18 protein-coding genes and 1 tRNA gene are annotated in these 16,993 nt (G+C 53.7%); 8 read left to right on the top strand and 11 right to left on the bottom strand.

The genetic code is table 11. The features are described 5' to 3' along the window. Positions 1 to 7 precede the first annotated feature (7 nt). Positions 8 to 982, bottom strand: a complete 975-nt coding sequence (locus FE788_RS05295) for an NADPH:quinone oxidoreductase family protein (RefSeq protein ID WP_138379662.1) — start codon at positions 980 to 982, stop codon at positions 8 to 10. 281 nt (positions 983 to 1,263) lie between these two features. On the opposite strand from FE788_RS05295, the gene typA reads away from it, so the two are divergent. Together typA and FE788_RS05285 are read left to right on the top strand one after the other, a co-directional pair. Then, positions 1,264 to 3,093 carry a translational GTPase TypA gene (typA, locus tag FE788_RS05290; protein ID WP_138379661.1) on the top strand — a complete coding sequence of 610 codons (1,830 nt, stop codon included), beginning with the start codon at positions 1,264 to 1,266 and terminating at the stop codon, positions 3,091 to 3,093. Between the two features lie 155 nt (positions 3,094 to 3,248). Continuing rightward, positions 3,249 to 3,515, top strand: a complete 267-nt coding sequence (locus FE788_RS05285; RefSeq protein WP_138379660.1) for a histidine kinase — start codon at positions 3,249 to 3,251, stop codon at positions 3,513 to 3,515. On the opposite strand, the gene FE788_RS05280 is transcribed toward FE788_RS05285, so the two are convergent. Continuing rightward, positions 3,512 to 4,654, bottom strand: coding sequence for an NAD(P)/FAD-dependent oxidoreductase (locus tag FE788_RS05280; RefSeq protein WP_138379659.1), 1,143 nt, complete (start codon positions 4,652 to 4,654; stop codon positions 3,512 to 3,514). The two genes, FE788_RS05285 and FE788_RS05280, sit on opposite strands and share 4 nt — an antisense overlap. Before the next feature lie 187 nt (positions 4,655 to 4,841). Here FE788_RS05280 and hisN point away from each other — a divergent pair, with 187 nt between their 5' ends. Continuing rightward, the gene (gene hisN / locus FE788_RS05275) at positions 4,842 to 5,660 is read left to right on the top strand and encodes a histidinol-phosphatase (RefSeq protein WP_138379658.1); all 819 of its coding nucleotides are present in this window, start codon (positions 4,842 to 4,844) and stop codon (positions 5,658 to 5,660) included. A gap of 37 nt (positions 5,661 to 5,697) precedes the next feature. On the opposite strand, the gene FE788_RS05270 is transcribed toward hisN, so the two are convergent. The 4 genes from FE788_RS05270 to FE788_RS05255 form a co-directional block, all read right to left on the bottom strand. Then, the gene (locus FE788_RS05270; protein ID WP_138379657.1) at positions 5,698 to 6,126 is read right to left on the bottom strand and encodes a DUF1489 family protein; all 429 of its coding nucleotides are present in this window, start codon (positions 6,124 to 6,126) and stop codon (positions 5,698 to 5,700) included. Between the two features lie 12 nt (positions 6,127 to 6,138). Then, positions 6,139 to 7,560: a magnesium transporter gene (mgtE, locus tag FE788_RS05265; protein WP_210414149.1), complete on the bottom strand. Its 1,422-nt coding sequence runs from the start codon at positions 7,558 to 7,560 to the stop codon at positions 6,139 to 6,141. Between the two features lie 122 nt (positions 7,561 to 7,682). Next, positions 7,683 to 8,456, bottom strand: a complete 774-nt coding sequence (locus FE788_RS05260) for an alpha/beta fold hydrolase (RefSeq protein WP_138379656.1) — start codon at positions 8,454 to 8,456, stop codon at positions 7,683 to 7,685. Between the two features lie 189 nt (positions 8,457 to 8,645). After that, positions 8,646 to 8,732 (bottom strand) — tRNA-Leu (locus FE788_RS05255). A 354-nt stretch (positions 8,733 to 9,086) separates the two neighbouring features. On the opposite strand from FE788_RS05255, the gene FE788_RS05250 reads away from it, so the two are divergent. Further along, positions 9,087 to 9,665 (top strand): YqaA family protein, encoded by a 579-nt coding sequence (locus FE788_RS05250; protein WP_138379655.1) that lies wholly within the window; start codon positions 9,087 to 9,089, stop codon positions 9,663 to 9,665. A 22-nt stretch (positions 9,666 to 9,687) separates the two neighbouring features. Here FE788_RS05250 and FE788_RS05245 read toward each other — a convergent pair whose 3' ends face one another. After that, a complete protein-coding gene (locus tag FE788_RS05245; protein WP_168190281.1) occupies positions 9,688 to 10,419 on the bottom strand; it encodes a 2OG-Fe(II) oxygenase in 732 nt (243 codons plus the stop codon). A gap of 87 nt (positions 10,420 to 10,506) precedes the next feature. On the opposite strand from FE788_RS05245, the gene FE788_RS05240 reads away from it, so the two are divergent. Together FE788_RS05240 and FE788_RS05235 are read left to right on the top strand one after the other, a co-directional pair. After that, complete coding sequence (locus FE788_RS05240; RefSeq protein WP_138379653.1) at positions 10,507 to 11,025, top strand: disulfide bond formation protein B; 519 nt, start codon at positions 10,507 to 10,509, stop codon at positions 11,023 to 11,025. Further along, positions 11,018 to 11,605: a demethoxyubiquinone hydroxylase family protein gene (locus tag FE788_RS05235; RefSeq protein ID WP_210414147.1), complete on the top strand. Its 588-nt coding sequence runs from the start codon at positions 11,018 to 11,020 to the stop codon at positions 11,603 to 11,605. Before FE788_RS05240 ends, FE788_RS05235 begins: the two co-directional genes overlap by 8 nt. A gap of 37 nt (positions 11,606 to 11,642) precedes the next feature. Here FE788_RS05235 and FE788_RS05230 read toward each other — a convergent pair whose 3' ends face one another. Then, positions 11,643 to 12,230 carry an HNH endonuclease gene (locus tag FE788_RS05230; RefSeq protein WP_246057978.1) on the bottom strand — a complete coding sequence of 196 codons (588 nt, stop codon included), beginning with the start codon at positions 12,228 to 12,230 and terminating at the stop codon, positions 11,643 to 11,645. A 185-nt stretch (positions 12,231 to 12,415) separates the two neighbouring features. After that, the gene (locus FE788_RS05225; RefSeq protein WP_138379651.1) at positions 12,416 to 13,075 is read right to left on the bottom strand and encodes an alpha/beta hydrolase; all 660 of its coding nucleotides are present in this window, start codon (positions 13,073 to 13,075) and stop codon (positions 12,416 to 12,418) included. 79 nt (positions 13,076 to 13,154) lie between these two features. On the opposite strand from FE788_RS05225, the gene gluQRS reads away from it, so the two are divergent. Both gluQRS and FE788_RS05215 read left to right on the top strand, forming a co-directional pair. Next, on the top strand, positions 13,155 to 14,039 hold the full coding sequence (gene gluQRS / locus FE788_RS05220; RefSeq protein WP_138379650.1) for a tRNA glutamyl-Q(34) synthetase GluQRS: 885 nt from the start codon (positions 13,155 to 13,157) through the stop codon (positions 14,037 to 14,039). 265 nt (positions 14,040 to 14,304) lie between these two features. Continuing rightward, a complete protein-coding gene (locus FE788_RS05215; protein WP_168190280.1) occupies positions 14,305 to 14,886 on the top strand; it encodes a C-type lectin domain-containing protein in 582 nt (193 codons plus the stop codon). A gap of 102 nt (positions 14,887 to 14,988) precedes the next feature. On the opposite strand, the gene FE788_RS14035 is transcribed toward FE788_RS05215, so the two are convergent. Both FE788_RS14035 and FE788_RS05210 read right to left on the bottom strand, forming a co-directional pair. Continuing rightward, the gene (locus FE788_RS14035) at positions 14,989 to 15,141 is read right to left on the bottom strand and encodes a hypothetical protein (protein ID WP_168190279.1); all 153 of its coding nucleotides are present in this window, start codon (positions 15,139 to 15,141) and stop codon (positions 14,989 to 14,991) included. Positions 15,142 to 15,201: 60 nt separating this feature from the next. Then, positions 15,202 to 16,809 (bottom strand): hypothetical protein, encoded by a 1,608-nt coding sequence (locus FE788_RS05210; protein WP_138379648.1) that lies wholly within the window; start codon positions 16,807 to 16,809, stop codon positions 15,202 to 15,204. Positions 16,810 to 16,993: the final 184 nt, after the last annotated feature.

Raw genomic sequence — 16,993 nt, 5'->3', positions numbered from 1 at the left:
TCTCATTTTACATGGTGACAACCACCTTACCTGAAGACTTCCGTTCCTTGAGGCTGCGGATCGCCTCCACGGCTTGCTCCAACGGAAAGGTCTTGCTAATATGCGGTTTGATTTTCCCCTCGGCATACCAACGGAACAGGTCGGTGGCGCTGTCCAGCAGAACCTGGTGTTTGAATTCCTTATAAGCGCCCCAGTAAAACCCGATCAGTTCAATATTTTTCACCAGAAGATGATTGGCAGGCACCTGCGGCACATCGCCGCTGGCAAAACCAATGATCATCATGCGGCCCTCAGGCGCCATGGCCCGAAAACAGGCCCGGAAAATATCCCCGCCCACCGCATCATACACCACATTGGCGCCAGCGCCTTCCGTGATTTCCTTAACACGATCACGAACATCTTCATGTTTGTAATTGACCGTGAATTCTGCTCCCTTGGACCGGGCGACGGCCAGTTTTTCATCATCCCCGGCAAGTGCTATCACCCTCGCGCCCATCAAATGGCCGATTTCCACGGCTGTTAACCCCACGCCGCCGCCAGCACCGGTTACCACCAGCCATTCTCCGGCCTTTAACCGCGCCCGGTAATCCAGCGCCACATGACTTGTCCCATAGGCCACCACAAAACTCGCTGCATCTTCAAAAGACATGTTTTCCGGGATCCGGATCAGCACCTCGGCGGGCACAGCCACCTTTTCCGCAAATCCGCCCCAGTTGGTCAGGGCCTGGACCCTGTCCCCCACCTGCCAGCCTTCGACGCCGGGGCCAACCTCCGCAATGTATCCCGCCACCTCCAGGCCGGGGCTAAAGGGCAAGGGTGGCTTGACCTGATAGGTCCCGCCCACCATCAGGCTGTCAGCAAAGTTGACACCGCAGGCCTTGATGTCAATCACAACTTTCCCGGGCTCTGCAAGCGGATCGGGAACCTCTTCCAGCTTCAGGTTTTCCAGAGGTCCACATTCCCGAACAATCATGGCTTTCATGGCAGCTTTCCTTTTCCTTGGGTGCAGAATTTATGCGGTGCAGAATTTATGGGACGCTGAATTTATGGTCCCATACTGGCCGCCCCTTTGCCTCTTCCGCCATCCGCTTGTGAAATTCATCCTCCCCTATTCCCGGAGATTCACGTGGACAAACAGACAAAGATGACTATACTGCGCCGAATTTTATGCCGTTTTGCACTGCGATATAAATAGGCCCTGACAGCCTATTGATCAACAGTTTTTAAGGCAGATCAATAGTTTCAAATGTGACGAGTGAAAATATGTCTTTACGCAATATCGCCATCATCGCCCATGTTGATCATGGCAAAACTACTCTTGTGGATAGTATGTTCCGTCAAAGCGGTATGTTCCGGGACAACCAGCGCGTTGAGGAACGCGCCATGGACAGTAACGACCTGGAAAAAGAGCGCGGCATTACCATCCTGGCCAAATGTACAGCCGTGGACTGGAAAGGTACCCGCATCAATATTGTCGATACGCCAGGCCACGCCGATTTCGGGGGCGAGGTGGAACGGATCCTGAGCATGGTGGACGGGGTGATCCTGCTGGTGGATGCCGCAGAAGGCCCTATGCCGCAGACCAAGTTCGTCACTTCAAAGGCACTGGCGCTGGGCCTGAAACCCATCGTGGTGATCAACAAGGTGGATAAACCCGACGGCCGCCCGGATGACGTCCATGACGAGGTATTTGACCTGTTTGTGGCGCTTGACGCCAATGAGGAACAACTGGACTTTCCAACCCTGTTCGCCTCCGGCCGCGCTGGCTGGGCGGACCGGGATCTGGATGGCCCCCGCGAAAATCTCGATGCCCTGTTTGAAACCATTCTGGAGCATTTCGATGTGCCGGCCGTCGCCAGCGAAGAAAATATTCGCAAACCCTTTACCATGCTGGCCACCATGCTCGACCGGGATAATTTCATGGGACGGGTGCTGACCGGTCGGGTGCAGAGCGGCACCATTAAAGTCAATGACCCCATCAAGGTTCTGAACGCCAAAGGTGAGGTCATTGAACAGGGCCGCGCCAGTAAGCTGATGTCCTTTCACGGATTGGAACGCGTGCCGGTGGAAGAAGCCAGAGCCGGCGACATCATTGCCTTGGCCGGCCTGTCCATAGGCACCGTCGCGGATACCATCTGTGCCCCCGAGGTCAGCGAACCACTTAAGGCCCAGCCCATTGACCCGCCAACGCTGAGCATGCGTTTCTCGGTCAATGATAGTCCGCTGGCCGGGCGCGATGGCAAAAAAGTCACCAGCCGCCTGATCCGCGACCGCCTGTTGCGTGAAGCAGAAGGCAATGTGGCGATCCGGGTTATCGAAAGTGAAGACAAGGACAGCTTTGAAGTTGCCGGGCGCGGCGAATTACAGCTTGGCGTGCTGATCGAGACTATGCGCCGCGAGGGATTTGAACTCAGCATTTCCCGTCCGCAGGTGCTCTACAAAACGGACCCCGAAACCGGCCAGCGTCTGGAACCCTATGAAGAAGTGGTCGTGGATGTGGATGATGACTATTCCGGTGTTGTGGTGGAAAAAATGAGCCTGCGCAAGGCGGAAATGACCGATATGCGCCCCTCCGGCAGCGGCAAAACCCGGATCACCTTCCTCGCCCCCTCGCGCGGCCTGATCGGCTATCATGGAGAGTTTCTCACTGATACCCGCGGCACCGGCATAATGAACCGGGTTTTCCACAGCTACGGCCCCTATAAAGGCAGTATCCCCGGACGGCGCCAAGGTGTCCTCATCTCCAACAGCGCCGGGAAGGCGGTGGCCTATGCCCTGTTTAACCTTGAGGAGCGCGGCATCATCATGGTTCATCCACAGGAAGAACTGTATGAAGGGATGATCATCGGGGAACACAGCCGGGATAATGATCTGGAAGTCAATCCCATCAAAGGAAAGCAACTCACCAACATTCGCGCGGCCGGCAAGGATGACGCCATCAAGCTCACACCGCCGCGCAAACTCACGCTGGAAGAAGCCATCGCCTATATCAATGATGATGAACTGGTGGAGGTGACCCCAAACAATATCCGACTGCGCAAACGATATCTTGACCCGCATGAGCGCAAAAAAGCCGCCCGAGCAGCCAGTTAAGAAGCCGCCTCCGGAATTTCAGGGGGATGTTCTGCAAAAGGAACATCCCTTACCCCACTCCAGCAAGTTGTCCCTGAATTTACCGAACCTTAACGGCTTTCCCGTAGAGTGTAGTGGTCCCCGAAATAGGGGGATCATCTATGAGGGATCTGGTTATGACGCATTTTCTGAAAACGGCAGAAAACCCAGAAGGGTACAAGCTGGAGGATATTCTGCATATCATCCGCAAGGATATTATCAAACGCGCCACGCTGATCACAGATGACGACCGGCCCGAAGCGCGTCACGTGCTCAACAACAATATTACCATTCTGGGACTGTTGAGTGAGGCTATTTCCATTGCTGAAGACAGCTCGCAAACCCTTGAAAGAAGTTTCGGGCCACACTCGGCCGACCGGCCGCGGATTGGCAAAAAGGGTTAACCTCTCAGTCTTTCAACAGTAAGTTCCGTCAGTTTCAGATCCATCAGCTGCAAATGGCCCGCAACATTGCGGCGCAACACCAGATCCCTGACCAGACGCCCAAGCGCGGGCGAGGTCTGTATCCCGAAACCGCCCTGCCCCACACACCAGAAATAATTTTCCCGTGTCGGGTCATATCCGATCACCGGCGCCCGGTCGGCCGCAAAGGTGCGCAATCCCGCCCATTTGCGTTCGATATGCCTAAGGCGAATATGTGTGGCCTGCTCCAGGCGATTCATGGCATAGGCGATATCCATTTCATCCGGCTGCACGTCGCAGGGCGGACAATCCGTTTCGTCACAGGGGCTGAGCAGCAAACCGCCACTTTCCGGCTTGAAATAAAAGTCATCCTCTGCATCCAGGGTCAGGGGCATATCGGCCGGCACAATGGTCTCGTAAGGGGTCCCGTTCAGCGCCAGTGTCAACACCGTTCGGCGTTTGGGCTGAAGCCTCACCGGCCGCACCCCCGCCAGCCGAGCCACCACATCTCCCCAAGCCCCGGCCGCATTGATCACCACCGGGCTCATTATCTCGTGGGTCCCCGTCAATACGTGCCAGGCTCCCTCACGTGTTTTTTCCATCTGGCAGACTTCGGTCTGGCATAATATTTCGCCGCCCTGTTTCTTCAGACCCCTAAGATATCCCTGATGCAGGGCATGCACATCAATATCCTTGCATCCCGGCTCCCGATACCCGCTCACCGCATAGTTCTTTTTCAGACAAGGCACCATCGCCTCGATTTCCGCTGCGGACAAAAACTCCAGATCAGGACTGACCTTTTTTTTATACCTATAGTCCCGGATCAGCGCCTCTTCCTGTTCCGGCCGCGCTACATAAAGCGCGCCGCGATCGGACAGCAGCGGTGTATCGGAAAATCCTTCCGGGGGGGTCTCGAAAAAGCTTCGGGAAGCTCGGGTCAGCTTCTGAACCACCTCATTACCATAGGTTTCAGCAAAAAAAGCCGCAGAACGCCCGGTGGTGTGATACCCGGGCACCTGTTCTTTTTCCAGCACAAGAACCTTGCCGTGGGGGCTCAGGAAATACCCCGCCGACGCCCCGGCAATGCCCCCGCCGATAATGAGAAAATCACAGCTTTTCATACGTGATACCGTTTTCCAGAAAGCACCGCCTCGTCCCGTAAGGGATCATGACGCCGGTTCCGGCTTTACTTGACAAAACTTTACTTATCCCGAACATAGATATAGGCTCCGCCCTGATAATTCAAATAATCAGATAATTCAAATCATTCATCGCAACACTTCGTGACAATTCAGGGAAACGTGTTCCATGTCCGAAACTCTGACATCCGACAAAATCAGGGAATATATAAATTTTCTGGATACGCTCGCCGAAGCCTCGGCAAAAGTGACCCTGAAATCCTTTCGCCAGCCGCTTGATGTGGCCAACAAAGGGCGGAAACTCAACACTGATTTTGATCCAATAACAGAAGCAGACAAGGAAGCGGAACAGGTGATCCGGACCCTGATCCATCAACGATACCCAGAACATGATTTGGTGGGGGAAGAACTCGGCCGCGAACATTTCGGCGCCGAAGGCTGGGTCGAAAGATGGTCCTGGATCATTGATCCGATCGACGGCACGCGGGCCTTTATCACCGGCATTCCGCTCTGGGGCACGCTCATTGCCCTCAACGACGGGCAGCAACCGGTGATCGGCATGCTGGACCAACCTTACCTCAAGGAACGTTTTATTGGCACGCCGGAAGGCAGCATGCTCAACGGCACGCCTATCCATACCCGGGCCTGCCCCGATATTGGTGCTGCCACCATTTCCACCACCGATCCGATCCAGCTTTTCGCCACCGAGGAAGATCGCGCCGCGTTCGAGCGGGTGGCCGCCCGGGCCACCATGATGCGCAACGGGTATGACTGTTATGCCTATGCCATGTTGGCCTGCGGTTTCATCGACATCGTCATCGAAAGCGGTCTTGAAGCCTATGACATTCAGGCGTTGATCCCGATTGTGGAAAATGCGGGGGGGGTCGTCACCACCTGGGAGGGCGGGCCGGCGGATCAGGGGGGACAGGTCGTCGCCTGCGGTGACACGCGGCTTCATACCCAGGTTCTTGATCTGCTCAACGGATAAGGTCAGCTCCAAAGACCCCGGCGGTTTTGCCAGTGTCTCAGATCAGCCCCAGCTCCTGAAGCTCAGAACGCAGTTCTGCCGGCAGGTCCGCCCCCTGCGCGCCATGCGGCAGATCCCGGGGGGCATCTTTGGGCTCCAGATACCGCCAGCCCTGATGCGGGCGGCGCGGCTGGCTTTCGGTCCGCACCAATTGCGGATCGAGAAGGATGCGGCATTTAATTCCCTGATCGGTTTTCACCGGCTCAAACCCGATAATTTTCTGGCGCACCTGAATAAATCCCTTGATCACCCAGTATAACGAACCACCATCCAGCAGCTCTTCGGCACGTTTCGGCATAAAACGGGTGACATGACTGTTGCACGGCGTGCCATCCGCTGCCCGGTGCAATGGGCGGCCCTGGCGCAATTCCACAAGATGCTCCACGCTATCCACGCCGACGCATAATTTCAGCAGGTGCACCGTCATTCCGTCCCCCTGCTACAGCAATAACAGGGCGGCAAGGCCCAGAAACGCGAAAAACCCGATAACATCAGTCACCGCCGTCACCAGCACCGTGCTCGCCAGCGCCGGATCGATTTTCAATCGTTGCAGGGTAATCGGAATCACAATTCCGGCCAATCCGGCAAAGATCATATTGACGATCATGGCCAGCGAAATCACACCGCCCAGGGCCGGATTGTTAAACCATAACGCTGCCAGAATACCAATCAGCACCGCCAGCGCGGCCCCATTGAGCAGGGCAATAAGCAATTCACGGCTGACCACCCGCCGGGCATTGGACGAGGTGAGTTCCCGCGTGGCGAGAGACCGCACTGCCACCGTCATGGTTTGATTACCCGCATTGCCCCCAAGGGACGCCACAATCGGCATCAAAATGGCCAACGCCACCATCTGCTCGATGGTCGCATCAAACTGAGCAATCACCACAGAGGCCAGAAGCGCAGTACCCAGATTGATCAGCAACCAGATGATGCGATTTCGGGATGCTTCAAACACACTTTCGGAAATATCCGAATCCTGCACCCCGGCCATGCGCAGGATGTCCTCCTCGACCTCTTCGTCAATCACGTCAACCACGTCATCCACGGTGATCATCCCCAGTAGCCGGCCGGCCTTGTCCACCACCCCCATGGACGTGAGGTCATATTGGCGAAACAAAAACGCCACCTCTTCCTGGTCCATGTCCACAGGCACCACTTTGGGGTCCGGATCCATGATTTCACTGATCTTCACATCCCGCTTGGTTCTCAACAGATGACTGAGCCGCACGGTGCCGATCGGGTGATGCAGCGGATCCGTGACGAAAATTTCATAAAACTCTTCGGGCAGGTCCGTTTCTTCCCGCAGATAGTCGATCACCTGTCCCACCGACCATAGGCCCGGTACCGCAATCAGCTTGCGCTGAAGAAGCCGCCCGGCGCTGTCTTCGGGATAAGACAGCCCCTGTTCCACCGCCAGCCGGTTATCTTTCGGCAAGGCATCAATAATCCGCTGGCGGTCCTCTTCGTCAAGGTCCTCCAACACATGGATGACGTCATCGGATTCCAGGCGCGTCATGGCCGCGACCACATCCTTGTCATCCATTTGGGTAATCACATGATCCCGGGCGCTTTCATCCAGTTCCGTCAGCACATCCGGGTCCAGATCCCGGCCGAGATAGGCGATCAACGCCTGGCGGTCGGTGCTGCCTAGCTGTTCAATCAGGTCGGCCAGGTCCGCCGAATGCAGGGAACTCAGCAGATAATCCAGCTGCTCTTCATCCCCGCTTTCCAGGGCATGCAGAACCTCGCGAACGAGTTCGGGCGAATGCTGAAACAACATCTGTTTCAGCTTTTTCATTTTTTTCTTTTTTTTCTTTTTTGTTTTTCTGACGTCGTCCGCGATCTCTGGTTCGCTCATCCTATGTTACCCTGCCTGCGGGCCATCCTGGTGTCAGGTCATGCCTGCTTCTGAAGCTCACGACCAAACTTTCACCGGTTTTTTACAGTCCCGAATTGAAATTAAGGCTCAGCCCCCAGCGTTCAGCAATGTTTTTTCATATAGGTTTCGGCCATGGTGATCAATTGCACCGGCGTTTCCATCATGGGAAAATGACCGCTGTTCGCCATCACGTCCAACGTGGCCTTCGGGTACCATTCCAGACAGGTCTGCCGCATGGCATCGGCGGTAATGGCCTGGTCATATTCACCCACCAGACACAGAAGCGGCACTTCGGCCCCACGCGCGTCTTCCGCAAAATCGGTTTCCGTCCAAGCCAGCATATATTTATGAAAAGCCGCCTCCGTTGTGGTCTCGCGCGACCGGCGGACCATATATCGATACCAGCTTTCAGAAAGCCTGCCCGAAGTCAGAAAGTTAAGAATGGCCAGCCGGTTTTCATCCTGTGACGCGGCATTGTGAAACAATTCTTTCCCCTCATCATCCAGCGGCGCGCCACACGCCGGTACCGGGGTGACCGCCACGGCGCTTTTGAGCCGCGTCGGCGCATCCGCCATCAGCCGCTGCACCACCATGCCGCCCATGGAATGCCCCATGACATGGAATTTCGGCCACCCCAGATGATCGGCCAGCGCCAGCACATCCTGAGCAATCTCCTTTATGCTGTGTTCGCCCGTCATGGAACGGGATTTTCCATAGCCGCGGTAATCCATAAACACGTAAGAAAATGTGTCCGTGTCCAGATAAGGAAAAATGTTGGCATAGGCAGAATGATCCCCCCACCAACCATGCAGCACGATCACCTTTTCCGGCCCGGACCCGAAAACCGTATGCCCCACAAGTTTTTGTTCCGTCATCTTCCGCCTCCAATATGTGTAAAAATCACAACACCAAAATGCAGATGCAAATTGTGGGCAAGCCCGGCCCATATTTCAAGGAGAATTTCATGAAAAGTATAAGAAAAAACGGGAAGTTACAGCCAAACTTTATCTGCTTGTATCAACACCAGTTTTGGCTCTGCCAATAATTCACTCTAACTGGAAAAGTGGTGCCCCCAGAGGGACTCGAACCCTCACGGCCGTGAAGCCACTGGATTTTGAATCCAGCGTGTCTACCAATTCCACCACAGGGGCTCTGAGGCGAAGAAACTTCCCGCATATTACTCATGAGACGGCGACGGTCAACAAGGAAACGGCGAACAAATGCAAAAAAATAATGTTTTGGCAAAGATTTTGTTTTAGGGTCCTGACCCTAGTGTGGTGAATTTGAAGTTCCTGTTATTGATTATGTCATATGACTTAGGAACTTCAAATTCAGAAACCACACTAGAGTCAAATAATTAACTAGTCTTCTTGTTGACTCTGAAATTCGAATAGCCTGCTACAAATATGATACGAATTTCAGAGTCAGAAGACTAGTGAATTGAGCCAACCTATTCACAAGTCATTCTAAGTAGCTAACTCACTACATCACAGATGAACAGATCTATGCTGAACAAACTTTACACCAAAACCCTGGAATTAGCGGAACACCGGCATGCGCTTTTTTCGCTCGCCGTGATTTCCTTTATTGAAAGCAGTTTTTTCCCGATTCCCCCCGATATCCTGTTGATTCCTATGGTGTTGGCCGCGCCGACGCGGGCCTGGAAAATCGCCTTGGTATGTACAGTAAGTTCAGTGCTTGGCGGATTGTTCGGGTATTATATCGGTTATGCGTTGTTTGATATGGTGGGACAGCCGCTGGTGAATTTTTACGGGTATGAAGAAAAATTCCTGGCCTTCCAGGGCAAATATAATGAATGGGGGGCCTGGATCGTGGCGTTGTTTGGTCTCACCCCGTTTCCTTATAAGGTGATCACCATCGCCAGTGGCGTCACGCAGCTGTCCCTACCGACCTTTATAGTGGCCAGCGTGCTCTCCCGCGGGGTGCGTTTTTTTCTGATTGCCGCCCTGTTGCGGAAGTATGGCGCCCCCATCCGCGAGTTTATCGAAAAACGCCTGGGACTGCTCACGCTGATCTTTTTTATCTGTCTGTTTGGCGGTTTCGTGGCACTGAAATATCTTTGAATTCAGCCAGCCTCAGCCTGTCTTAGTCTGCCCGGAACCAGCCGGTAATGCCATAACGCGGCCGGGTGGCAAAGGGGGTTACATAGGAAACCTGATGGCCCTGGGGCACCTTGAACAGGGATAAGGTATTGTATCCCGGCACAAAGGTTTCCGTGACCCTGCCGTCTTGGACAAATTGCAACAGTCCCCCCCAATGGGATTGCCACTCCCGGGTCAGATTATAGACAAAGGCATAACGCCGGTCATCCGTCTGAACATCCGCTCCCTTATCCGAGTGATACATCAGAAAATGCCCCGGCAGATAGGCCGTGGCCTGTGCCTCCCCCTTGCGGATTTCATGATCCCCGGTCAGCTCCCGGATGAAATTCAGGATATGGGCACTATTCCAGAATTCGATAAAACGATGCAAAATCAGATGCGGATCCCGGCCCGCAATATACGCCTCGACTATCGGATACCGATTGTAAAAGAACTGATAATCAGTCCGGGCCTGCCCGATAATGTCGGTCATCAGTTTCTGTTGTCGCGCCGGCGGCCAGGATTTGATTTCGGCAAGGGGAATGGATCGGGACTGCTCGCCCTCCCTGAAGGCGGCTTCCCAAGGGACTTCCCTGTCAAGACAGTCATACAGACGATCCGCAATGGAGGTTTTCAAAAAATCCGGAATGGCGATCCTGGTTTTTTGCCGCAGCTCTTCCTGCAAAACTTTTAGCGGCAAAGACTCATTCATCCAGTTTTCAACAATATTGTCCATTCGCCTGTCCCGTTTCTTATTGCACATTTTGTCCTGGGCTCTATTCTGTCGACACACAGGAATAACAGGATATATTTATTACCATCAATGAAAAAACTTTTTTGTGGAATAATCAGATTTGTCCGCAGCGCGCCGGAAGTTGCAGCAGCGGGGTTTTCCGTCGCCATGCTGGCCACCGCGTACGGGTTTGAATATCTCGGCGGTTATGTGCCTTGCGATCTATGCTGGACCCAGCGATATGCCCATATGGGAGTTGTTGCCCTTGGTGTCTTATTGGGGCTTTCCCGGCCAATCTGGCAGGTCAGCGCGCAGCTGCGGGGCGGTCTGTTGTCGCTGGCGCTTCTGGGAAGCGCGGGCATTGCCGGCTACCATGCCGGGGTCGAATACAAATGGTGGGAAGGGCCAAGCGCCTGTTCTGCTTCGTCCGAAATCGGCAGTTTCTCTACAGATCAGTTGCTGAATAACCTGATGAACGCCCCGCTGATAAGCTGTGGCGACATTCCCTGGCACCTGTTCGGCATTTCCATGGCCGGGTATAATTTTCTTCTCTCATTCGGTATGGCTCTGTTATTATGGGGAAGTGTCAAAGGAAACAAAGATGCCTGAAAAAACCGCCCCCTCCCAACACCCCTCTTCCCGGACTGCGGAAGACCGGTTGCCGGGGGATATGACGAAAAAACAGCTCATCGACCGCTTTCTGCGGGTTGACCATGCCGGAGAATACGGCGCCGTACGTATTTATCAGGGGCAACTGGCGGTGCTTGGCGACAATCACCCCAAAAGCGCCCTGATCCGTCATATGAAAGACCAGGAAGACATCCATCTGCGGCGTTTCAATGACATGATTGTCCAGCGTGGGGTACGCCCGACCGCCTTGACCCCGTTATGGCATATGGCGGGATTTGCGCTGGGGGCCGGCACCGCGCTTCTTGGGGAAAAAGCGGCCATGGCGTGCACCGAAGCCGTGGAAGAAGTGATCGACAAACATTATGCGGACCAGATTGAACAACTGGGCGAAGATGAAAAGGACCTGGCGCAGGAGCTGGAAAAATTCCGCCAGGAAGAACGGGAACACCACGATACAGCCGTTGAACACGGTGCGCGGTCGGCGCCGGGATATAGCCTGCTGTCGCGCATGATCAAATTTGGGTGCCGCACCGCCATCAAAATTGCCGAGCGGGTATAAACCCTATCCGTTCGCCAACACCGGAGCCTGCCTCCCTTCAGCTTTCCAGTTCGCTGTCCCAATATAAAAAATCCCGCCAACTTTCGTGAAGATAGTTTGGCGGGAAACAGCGACCGTTATTCTGCAGGTGGTAGACCGTGGGCCTTATGGGCCTGCTCCTCAGCCTCATATGAGCCTGTTCCGGCGTCCTGCCACCTTTTTTCATGTTGCAGGACGGGCAGGCCGTCGTGATATTTTCCCAAGTGGTGCGTCCGCCGGCCCGACGGGGAATAACATGATCAAACGTCAGGTCCCGCCCCTGTCCCGCATAATACCCGCAATACTGACAGGTGAACTTGTCTCTCAGAAACACGTTAAAACGGGTGAACGCCGGATGCTGGCCGGGGCTGACATATTCCCTAAGCGAAATCACACTGGGCAAACGGATTTCGCTGGAGGGAGAACGGATCACCCGTTCATATTCATCCACAACCTGCACCCGATCCAAATAGACCGCCTTGACGGCGGTCTGCCAGGGCCAGAGCGATAAGGGAAAATAACTCAGCGGCTGAAAATCGGCATTCAGCACAAGGGCCGGATAATGTTCCGGTTTGATCGGCGATGGGCCATGGCCTGTTAAAGGCACAGTCAATCTCCTTCCTGAACAGATTCGATCAGATTTCATTCATATGCATATGAAATCCTCGTCTCTGGCGCATAATAAACCTGATTTTATGACAGCCTTATGACGCGCGCGCCATTATACCGCGTTTGCGCCCTGTACGGAAGCCTGTTTGACAGCACCCATAAGACACTTTTAGCAAACAAGGATTAGCCGGCAATCCCGCGCAGAAATTCCATCGCCTTTTGCAGGCCATCGGGGCCGATACTGTGCGCAATGCCCTGCGACACATGACTGTCTACCCGAACCCCAACAGATTCAAGGGCCTCTTTGGCGTTATACATCATCTGGACCGGCACCACGTCATCCTGCGCCCCATGCACCAGAAGGACGGGCGGTTTGCTGGTTATCTCCTCCTGCCAGCCTTCTGACAAGGTCATGGCACCGGAAAAGCCGAGAATGCCGCAAATCGTGGTTTTACGGCGTAGCCCCACATGGAGAGACATCATTGTGCCCTGGGAAAATCCCACAAGAATCAGGTCCTGATCCTCAAGGCCATAACGCGCAAGTTCCTGATCAATAAACTGATGCAGGACAGGCGCGGCCTTCAGGGTGCCGTTCAGTCTTTCTTCGTGGCTGAGAGTGGAAAGCGGAAACCACTGATAGCCCATGGGCGCGCCCGGACAGGGCTCCGGCGCATTGGGAGAAAGAAAAACCGCCCGTGGCAGTACCCGCTGCAGATGCGGCACGAGACTGATGAGGTCATATCCGTTGGAGCCGTACCCATGGGACAGAATCACCAGTTTTTCCGGTTTGATATCCTGTGGCGGTTCGACCCTGGGGCCTGAAAGATTCGGCAAATTTGACATGGAAACTCCACAAATGATGAAAAGATATATATAAGAGACAAAATCAATTTCGGCATCTTTCATAACATCAATACCGTTCATGGATCAATCATCACCATATCCCCTGTCTGTCATCAGAACCCGTTTTGCCCCGAGCCCGACCGGCTATCTGCATCTGGGGCACGCCTGTTCTGCCAGCTACGCCCATGATTTCGCGCGTCGCCACGGGGGAGAATTCCTGCTGCGTATGGAAGACATTGACCGGACACGATGTCGGCCGGAGTTTGATGTGGCCATTCAGGAGGATCTCAAATGGCTGGGGCTTGACTGGGACGGCCCCATTCGCCGCCAGTCACGGCATATGGAGGACTACCAGGCCGCACTCGACCGGTTGCGCGCCCAGGACCTGCTGTATCCCTGCTTTTGTACCCGCAGGGAAATCCAGGCGGAAATCGAACGCAGCGGCTATGCCCCCCACGGCCTGGAAGGCATGCTCTATCCCGGCCTGTGCCGACATTTATCCCCGCAAGAGATTGAAACAAGACTTTCTCAAGAAAAACCCTTTGCCCTGAGATTGGACATGCAACGGGCACTGGCCCGGCTGGAGCGGTCGCTATATTGGCATGATCTTCTGGCAGGTCCCCAAAAAGCACGTCCGGAAACCCTCGGCGATGTTGTTCTGGCCCGCAAGGACATTCCCACCAGCTATCATCTGTCCGTGGTGATCGACGACGCACTGCAAAAAATCAGTCATGTCATCCGTGGGGAGGATTTGTTTTACGCCACGCATTTGCACCGGCTGCTACAGCATTTATTGGGACTGCCCACCCCAGTGTATGCCCATCATCCCCTTCTTCTGGATGAAAAAGGGAAACGTCTTTCCAAACGCCACAAAGCCTTGACCCTTCGCCAGATGCGCGCCGGAGGCCTTACTCCCCGGGACCTTAAGGAAAAATTTCCCCCGCTTGCTCTCCACACAGCCTAGTGTGGTGAATTTGAAGTTCCTGTTATTGATTATGTCATACGACTTAGGAACTTCAAATTCAGAAACCACACTAGAGTCAAATAATTAACCAGTCTTCTTGTTGACTCTGAAATTCAAATAGTCTGCTACACATATGATACGAATTTCAGAGTCAGAAGACTAGGCCCGGCCCTAGACAAGCCCCCTCTCCAGCTTTATTTTAAGAGTTGTTCATCAATTTCTGGTACATCATTTGACCACACTCAGGTATAAGGATATGTCATATATGGCCCGATCAGGAAAGAATAACGGACACATGTTCAAGAACTTCATGCGCACCCTGTGTCTTGTTCTCATACCATGCAGTCTGATTCTGCCAGCCTATGGGCAACGCCTTCCCGTGAATGAAGACTATCAATATACCGGCAGTATGCAGGGGCCTGTCTATAACCCGGACACCAAAAGTTATTTTGAACTCAGATATTCTTGGGGAGAATGGCAGAAGGCCCAGATAGAAAGCCAGGATCTGTATTATAAAGGTGCACAAGGCCGACTTGCCATTATCGACCGTCCGGAAATCCACCAGTTTATTATCAGCCGTTTCCGCCTGCCCGGGCCGACCTGGATCGGTTTGCAATATTTCTGCCGCAGCAAACAACTCAAATGGGTAGATAATAGTGACGCCAGCAAAGCCAAATTTTCTGCCTGGCATACAGATTGGGCCAATACCCAAGTCAGATGTGCCGATAAGGGGTACATGCCCGTAGCCTATGTCATCGAAAAAGGCTACCCGCCGCGCTGGCAGGCCTCCGGCCCTCATAAAGGATATCAATATTATCTGGTGGAATATCTAACCGGCAAGGAATAGCTCCTTATGCATCTCGTAATAACGAAAACGGCGTCATCACAATTCACTCTAGAGTGAATTGTGCAGAGGTTGATACAATTCTGTTGGCGGATTGCGGCCGCCTCACGCGGAAGACGGCGCCGGGCGATGCGGGGCATCGGGCCAGGCGTCTGACAAAGTGAGCGGCCCCAAGCCGCCAACCCGAAGGGCCGGGCCGGTCTGGCCCAATTCCTGCGAGGGTTGGCTGGGCCGTACCGTCAGTATGGCCTGCGCCAACCCCCTGGCTCCTGAACCAGACCTGACCGGCAGAATGGGGCAACCTATGCACAATTCACTCTAAAGATCGGGAAGCGCCGATATTTTGCGGTCCGTCTGGGCTTTCAGATTTTCCAGCGCCTTGATAAGTTCCGTATTATCCCCCACCCCAGCGTGACCCGCAGCGGGTAAAGTCTTCGCCTGTTTCAGAAGCTGGTCCAGTTCCCGGGATAATTTTCCGAATTTATCGACCAATTTGCCCGAAGCTTCAGAAATCATGCTCAGATCCCGGCTGGTCTTGTGCAACCCCTGAATGATCGAATCCTTGTCCTTTAAGGCGCCGAGCAAGTTATCCTGGGCCGTTTCGATCCGACCGATATGTCCCCCGATAAATTCGCCATAATTGCGGTAATTTTCCCCCATTTCCTCTTTCAGCAGTTCAATCAGGGTTTCAGCCTTGTGCAACAGGCTTTCCTGAGCTTTTTTCTCGCTTTCCTGAACCTGTTTGTTCATCTCCTTGAGCTGAGAGGCCAAGGCCTTGGCCTGCGTGGCAAGTTGACGGGAAAACTCTGCTGACGACTCGGCAAATGTCTTTTGCATGATATCGGCTGTTTTCTGGGCTTTGTCCAGAGAGGACGACAGGGCCGCAATCTGTTTTCCACTGCTTTTGTCCATTTCCTTGCGGAAGGATACCAGAGTTTCCTTCAGCAACTCGTCCACACTCCCTTTCTGATCCTCCGCAAGCGCCCTGGCCGCTTTGCTGAGCGCTGTCATGGGACGGTTCAGGGCTTTTTCAAGATCCCCTGCCAGTGTTGAGGACGAGGTATTGGCCGCCATTATTTGCACTTCTTCCTGCCATCCCTCATGATGGAAAAGATGATCAATCATCTGTGACAATTCCCGGGCGTACTGTTGCAACAGGGCAATGGAAATTGTCGTCACAATCCCCATCAGAACAGCAGCAAACACACAATACCCCAAGGCAATCAGTCCCGGCTGTACAAGACCGATCATACCCGAACGCTCCAGAAGCTCTGTATACTGTACCGGTGACAGAACCGAAACGCTTATCAGACTGACCACCAGCAAAACACTGCCAATCCCCAGCAGCGCCTTGGGCAAAGGGCCAAAAAACCACAAAAACACCCGATAATCCACAAGGATATCCGGCGAAAAGACCACCGCGGCGGACGCTTTTGCCCTGACCGGTTCCACAAGAACCTTTTCCTCATTTTTCTTTTTGGCCAGCAACCGGTTGGTTTTGATTTTCTTCAGGATATCAGGCGACACCTCCCGGGCCGGGAGCTGCACCAGATAGGTGCTGTAAATGATGGCCAGCTCATAAATGAAATCCAGCCCTTCTAGACATTTAAGAAAGGCTTTTTTACTGGTCTGATGAATTTTGTCACACGCCAGCGGCAGTTGCGCAAGCCGCGCCCGCGCCCGTGACATATTCAGCCAGGCGTGAAAAACCAGCGGCAGGAACGCCAGTACATACATCACAAGAGAAAAAAGCGACACAAAGGCGGCGAAGCCAACGATTTGACTGTTCTGAAGGGTCTGGATCACCTCCCGGGGCAGGGCTTGCGGTGACAAAACGGCCAGCCATGACGGGAGGAACGGCACAGCAAAATACGTCACTGTTGCGGAAATCACCAGTGTCACTAAGAAATAAAGTCTTCTCGGCACGTTACCCACCCTCGCAATTAATGCCCCCGATCCCGGCATGTTCTGCGCAAGGCCCGGATCCTAAGCTTCGGGATCATTCCAACCTGATAAGGATCCCGGATATGTTAATATTAATTTACGGATATTATAGTTATTTTATTCCCAAGTCAGTAGTATTACTGTTTTTATGGAAACAAAAGACTAA

It is taken from the genome of Luteithermobacter gelatinilyticus, from assembly GCF_005849285.1.
Lineage (GTDB): Bacteria > Pseudomonadota > Alphaproteobacteria > Sphingomonadales > Emcibacteraceae > Luteithermobacter > Luteithermobacter gelatinilyticus.
This window is presented reverse-complemented; position numbering and strand designations above follow the sequence as displayed.

Excerpts from the sequence above, each read along its gene's own strand:
- FE788_RS05295 (WP_138379662.1), bottom strand. The coding sequence starts at position 982 with ATGAAAGCCATGATTGTTCGGGAATGTGGACCTCTGGAAAACCTGAAG.
- typA (WP_138379661.1), top strand. The coding sequence starts at position 1,264 with ATGTCTTTACGCAATATCGCCATCATCGCCCATGTTGATCATGGCAAA.
- FE788_RS05285 (WP_138379660.1), top strand. The coding sequence starts at position 3,249 with ATGACGCATTTTCTGAAAACGGCAGAAAACCCAGAAGGGTACAAGCTG.
- FE788_RS05280 (WP_138379659.1), bottom strand. The coding sequence starts at position 4,654 with ATGAAAAGCTGTGATTTTCTCATTATCGGCGGGGGCATTGCCGGGGCG.
- hisN (WP_138379658.1), top strand. The coding sequence starts at position 4,842 with ATGTCCGAAACTCTGACATCCGACAAAATCAGGGAATATATAAATTTT.
- FE788_RS05270 (WP_138379657.1), bottom strand. The coding sequence starts at position 6,126 with ATGACGGTGCACCTGCTGAAATTATGCGTCGGCGTGGATAGCGTGGAG.
- mgtE (WP_210414149.1), bottom strand. The coding sequence starts at position 7,560 with ATGAGCGAACCAGAGATCGCGGACGACGTCAGAAAAACAAAAAAGAAA.
- FE788_RS05260 (WP_138379656.1), bottom strand. The coding sequence starts at position 8,456 with ATGACGGAACAAAAACTTGTGGGGCATACGGTTTTCGGGTCCGGGCCG.
- FE788_RS05250 (WP_138379655.1), top strand. The coding sequence starts at position 9,087 with ATGCTGAACAAACTTTACACCAAAACCCTGGAATTAGCGGAACACCGG.
- FE788_RS05245 (WP_168190281.1), bottom strand. The coding sequence starts at position 10,419 with ATGGACAATATTGTTGAAAACTGGATGAATGAGTCTTTGCCGCTAAAA.
- FE788_RS05240 (WP_138379653.1), top strand. The coding sequence starts at position 10,507 with ATGAAAAAACTTTTTTGTGGAATAATCAGATTTGTCCGCAGCGCGCCG.
- FE788_RS05235 (WP_210414147.1), top strand. The coding sequence starts at position 11,018 with ATGCCTGAAAAAACCGCCCCCTCCCAACACCCCTCTTCCCGGACTGCG.
- FE788_RS05225 (WP_138379651.1), bottom strand. The coding sequence starts at position 13,075 with ATGTCAAATTTGCCGAATCTTTCAGGCCCCAGGGTCGAACCGCCACAG.
- gluQRS (WP_138379650.1), top strand. The coding sequence starts at position 13,155 with ATGGATCAATCATCACCATATCCCCTGTCTGTCATCAGAACCCGTTTT.
- FE788_RS05215 (WP_168190280.1), top strand. The coding sequence starts at position 14,305 with ATGGCCCGATCAGGAAAGAATAACGGACACATGTTCAAGAACTTCATG.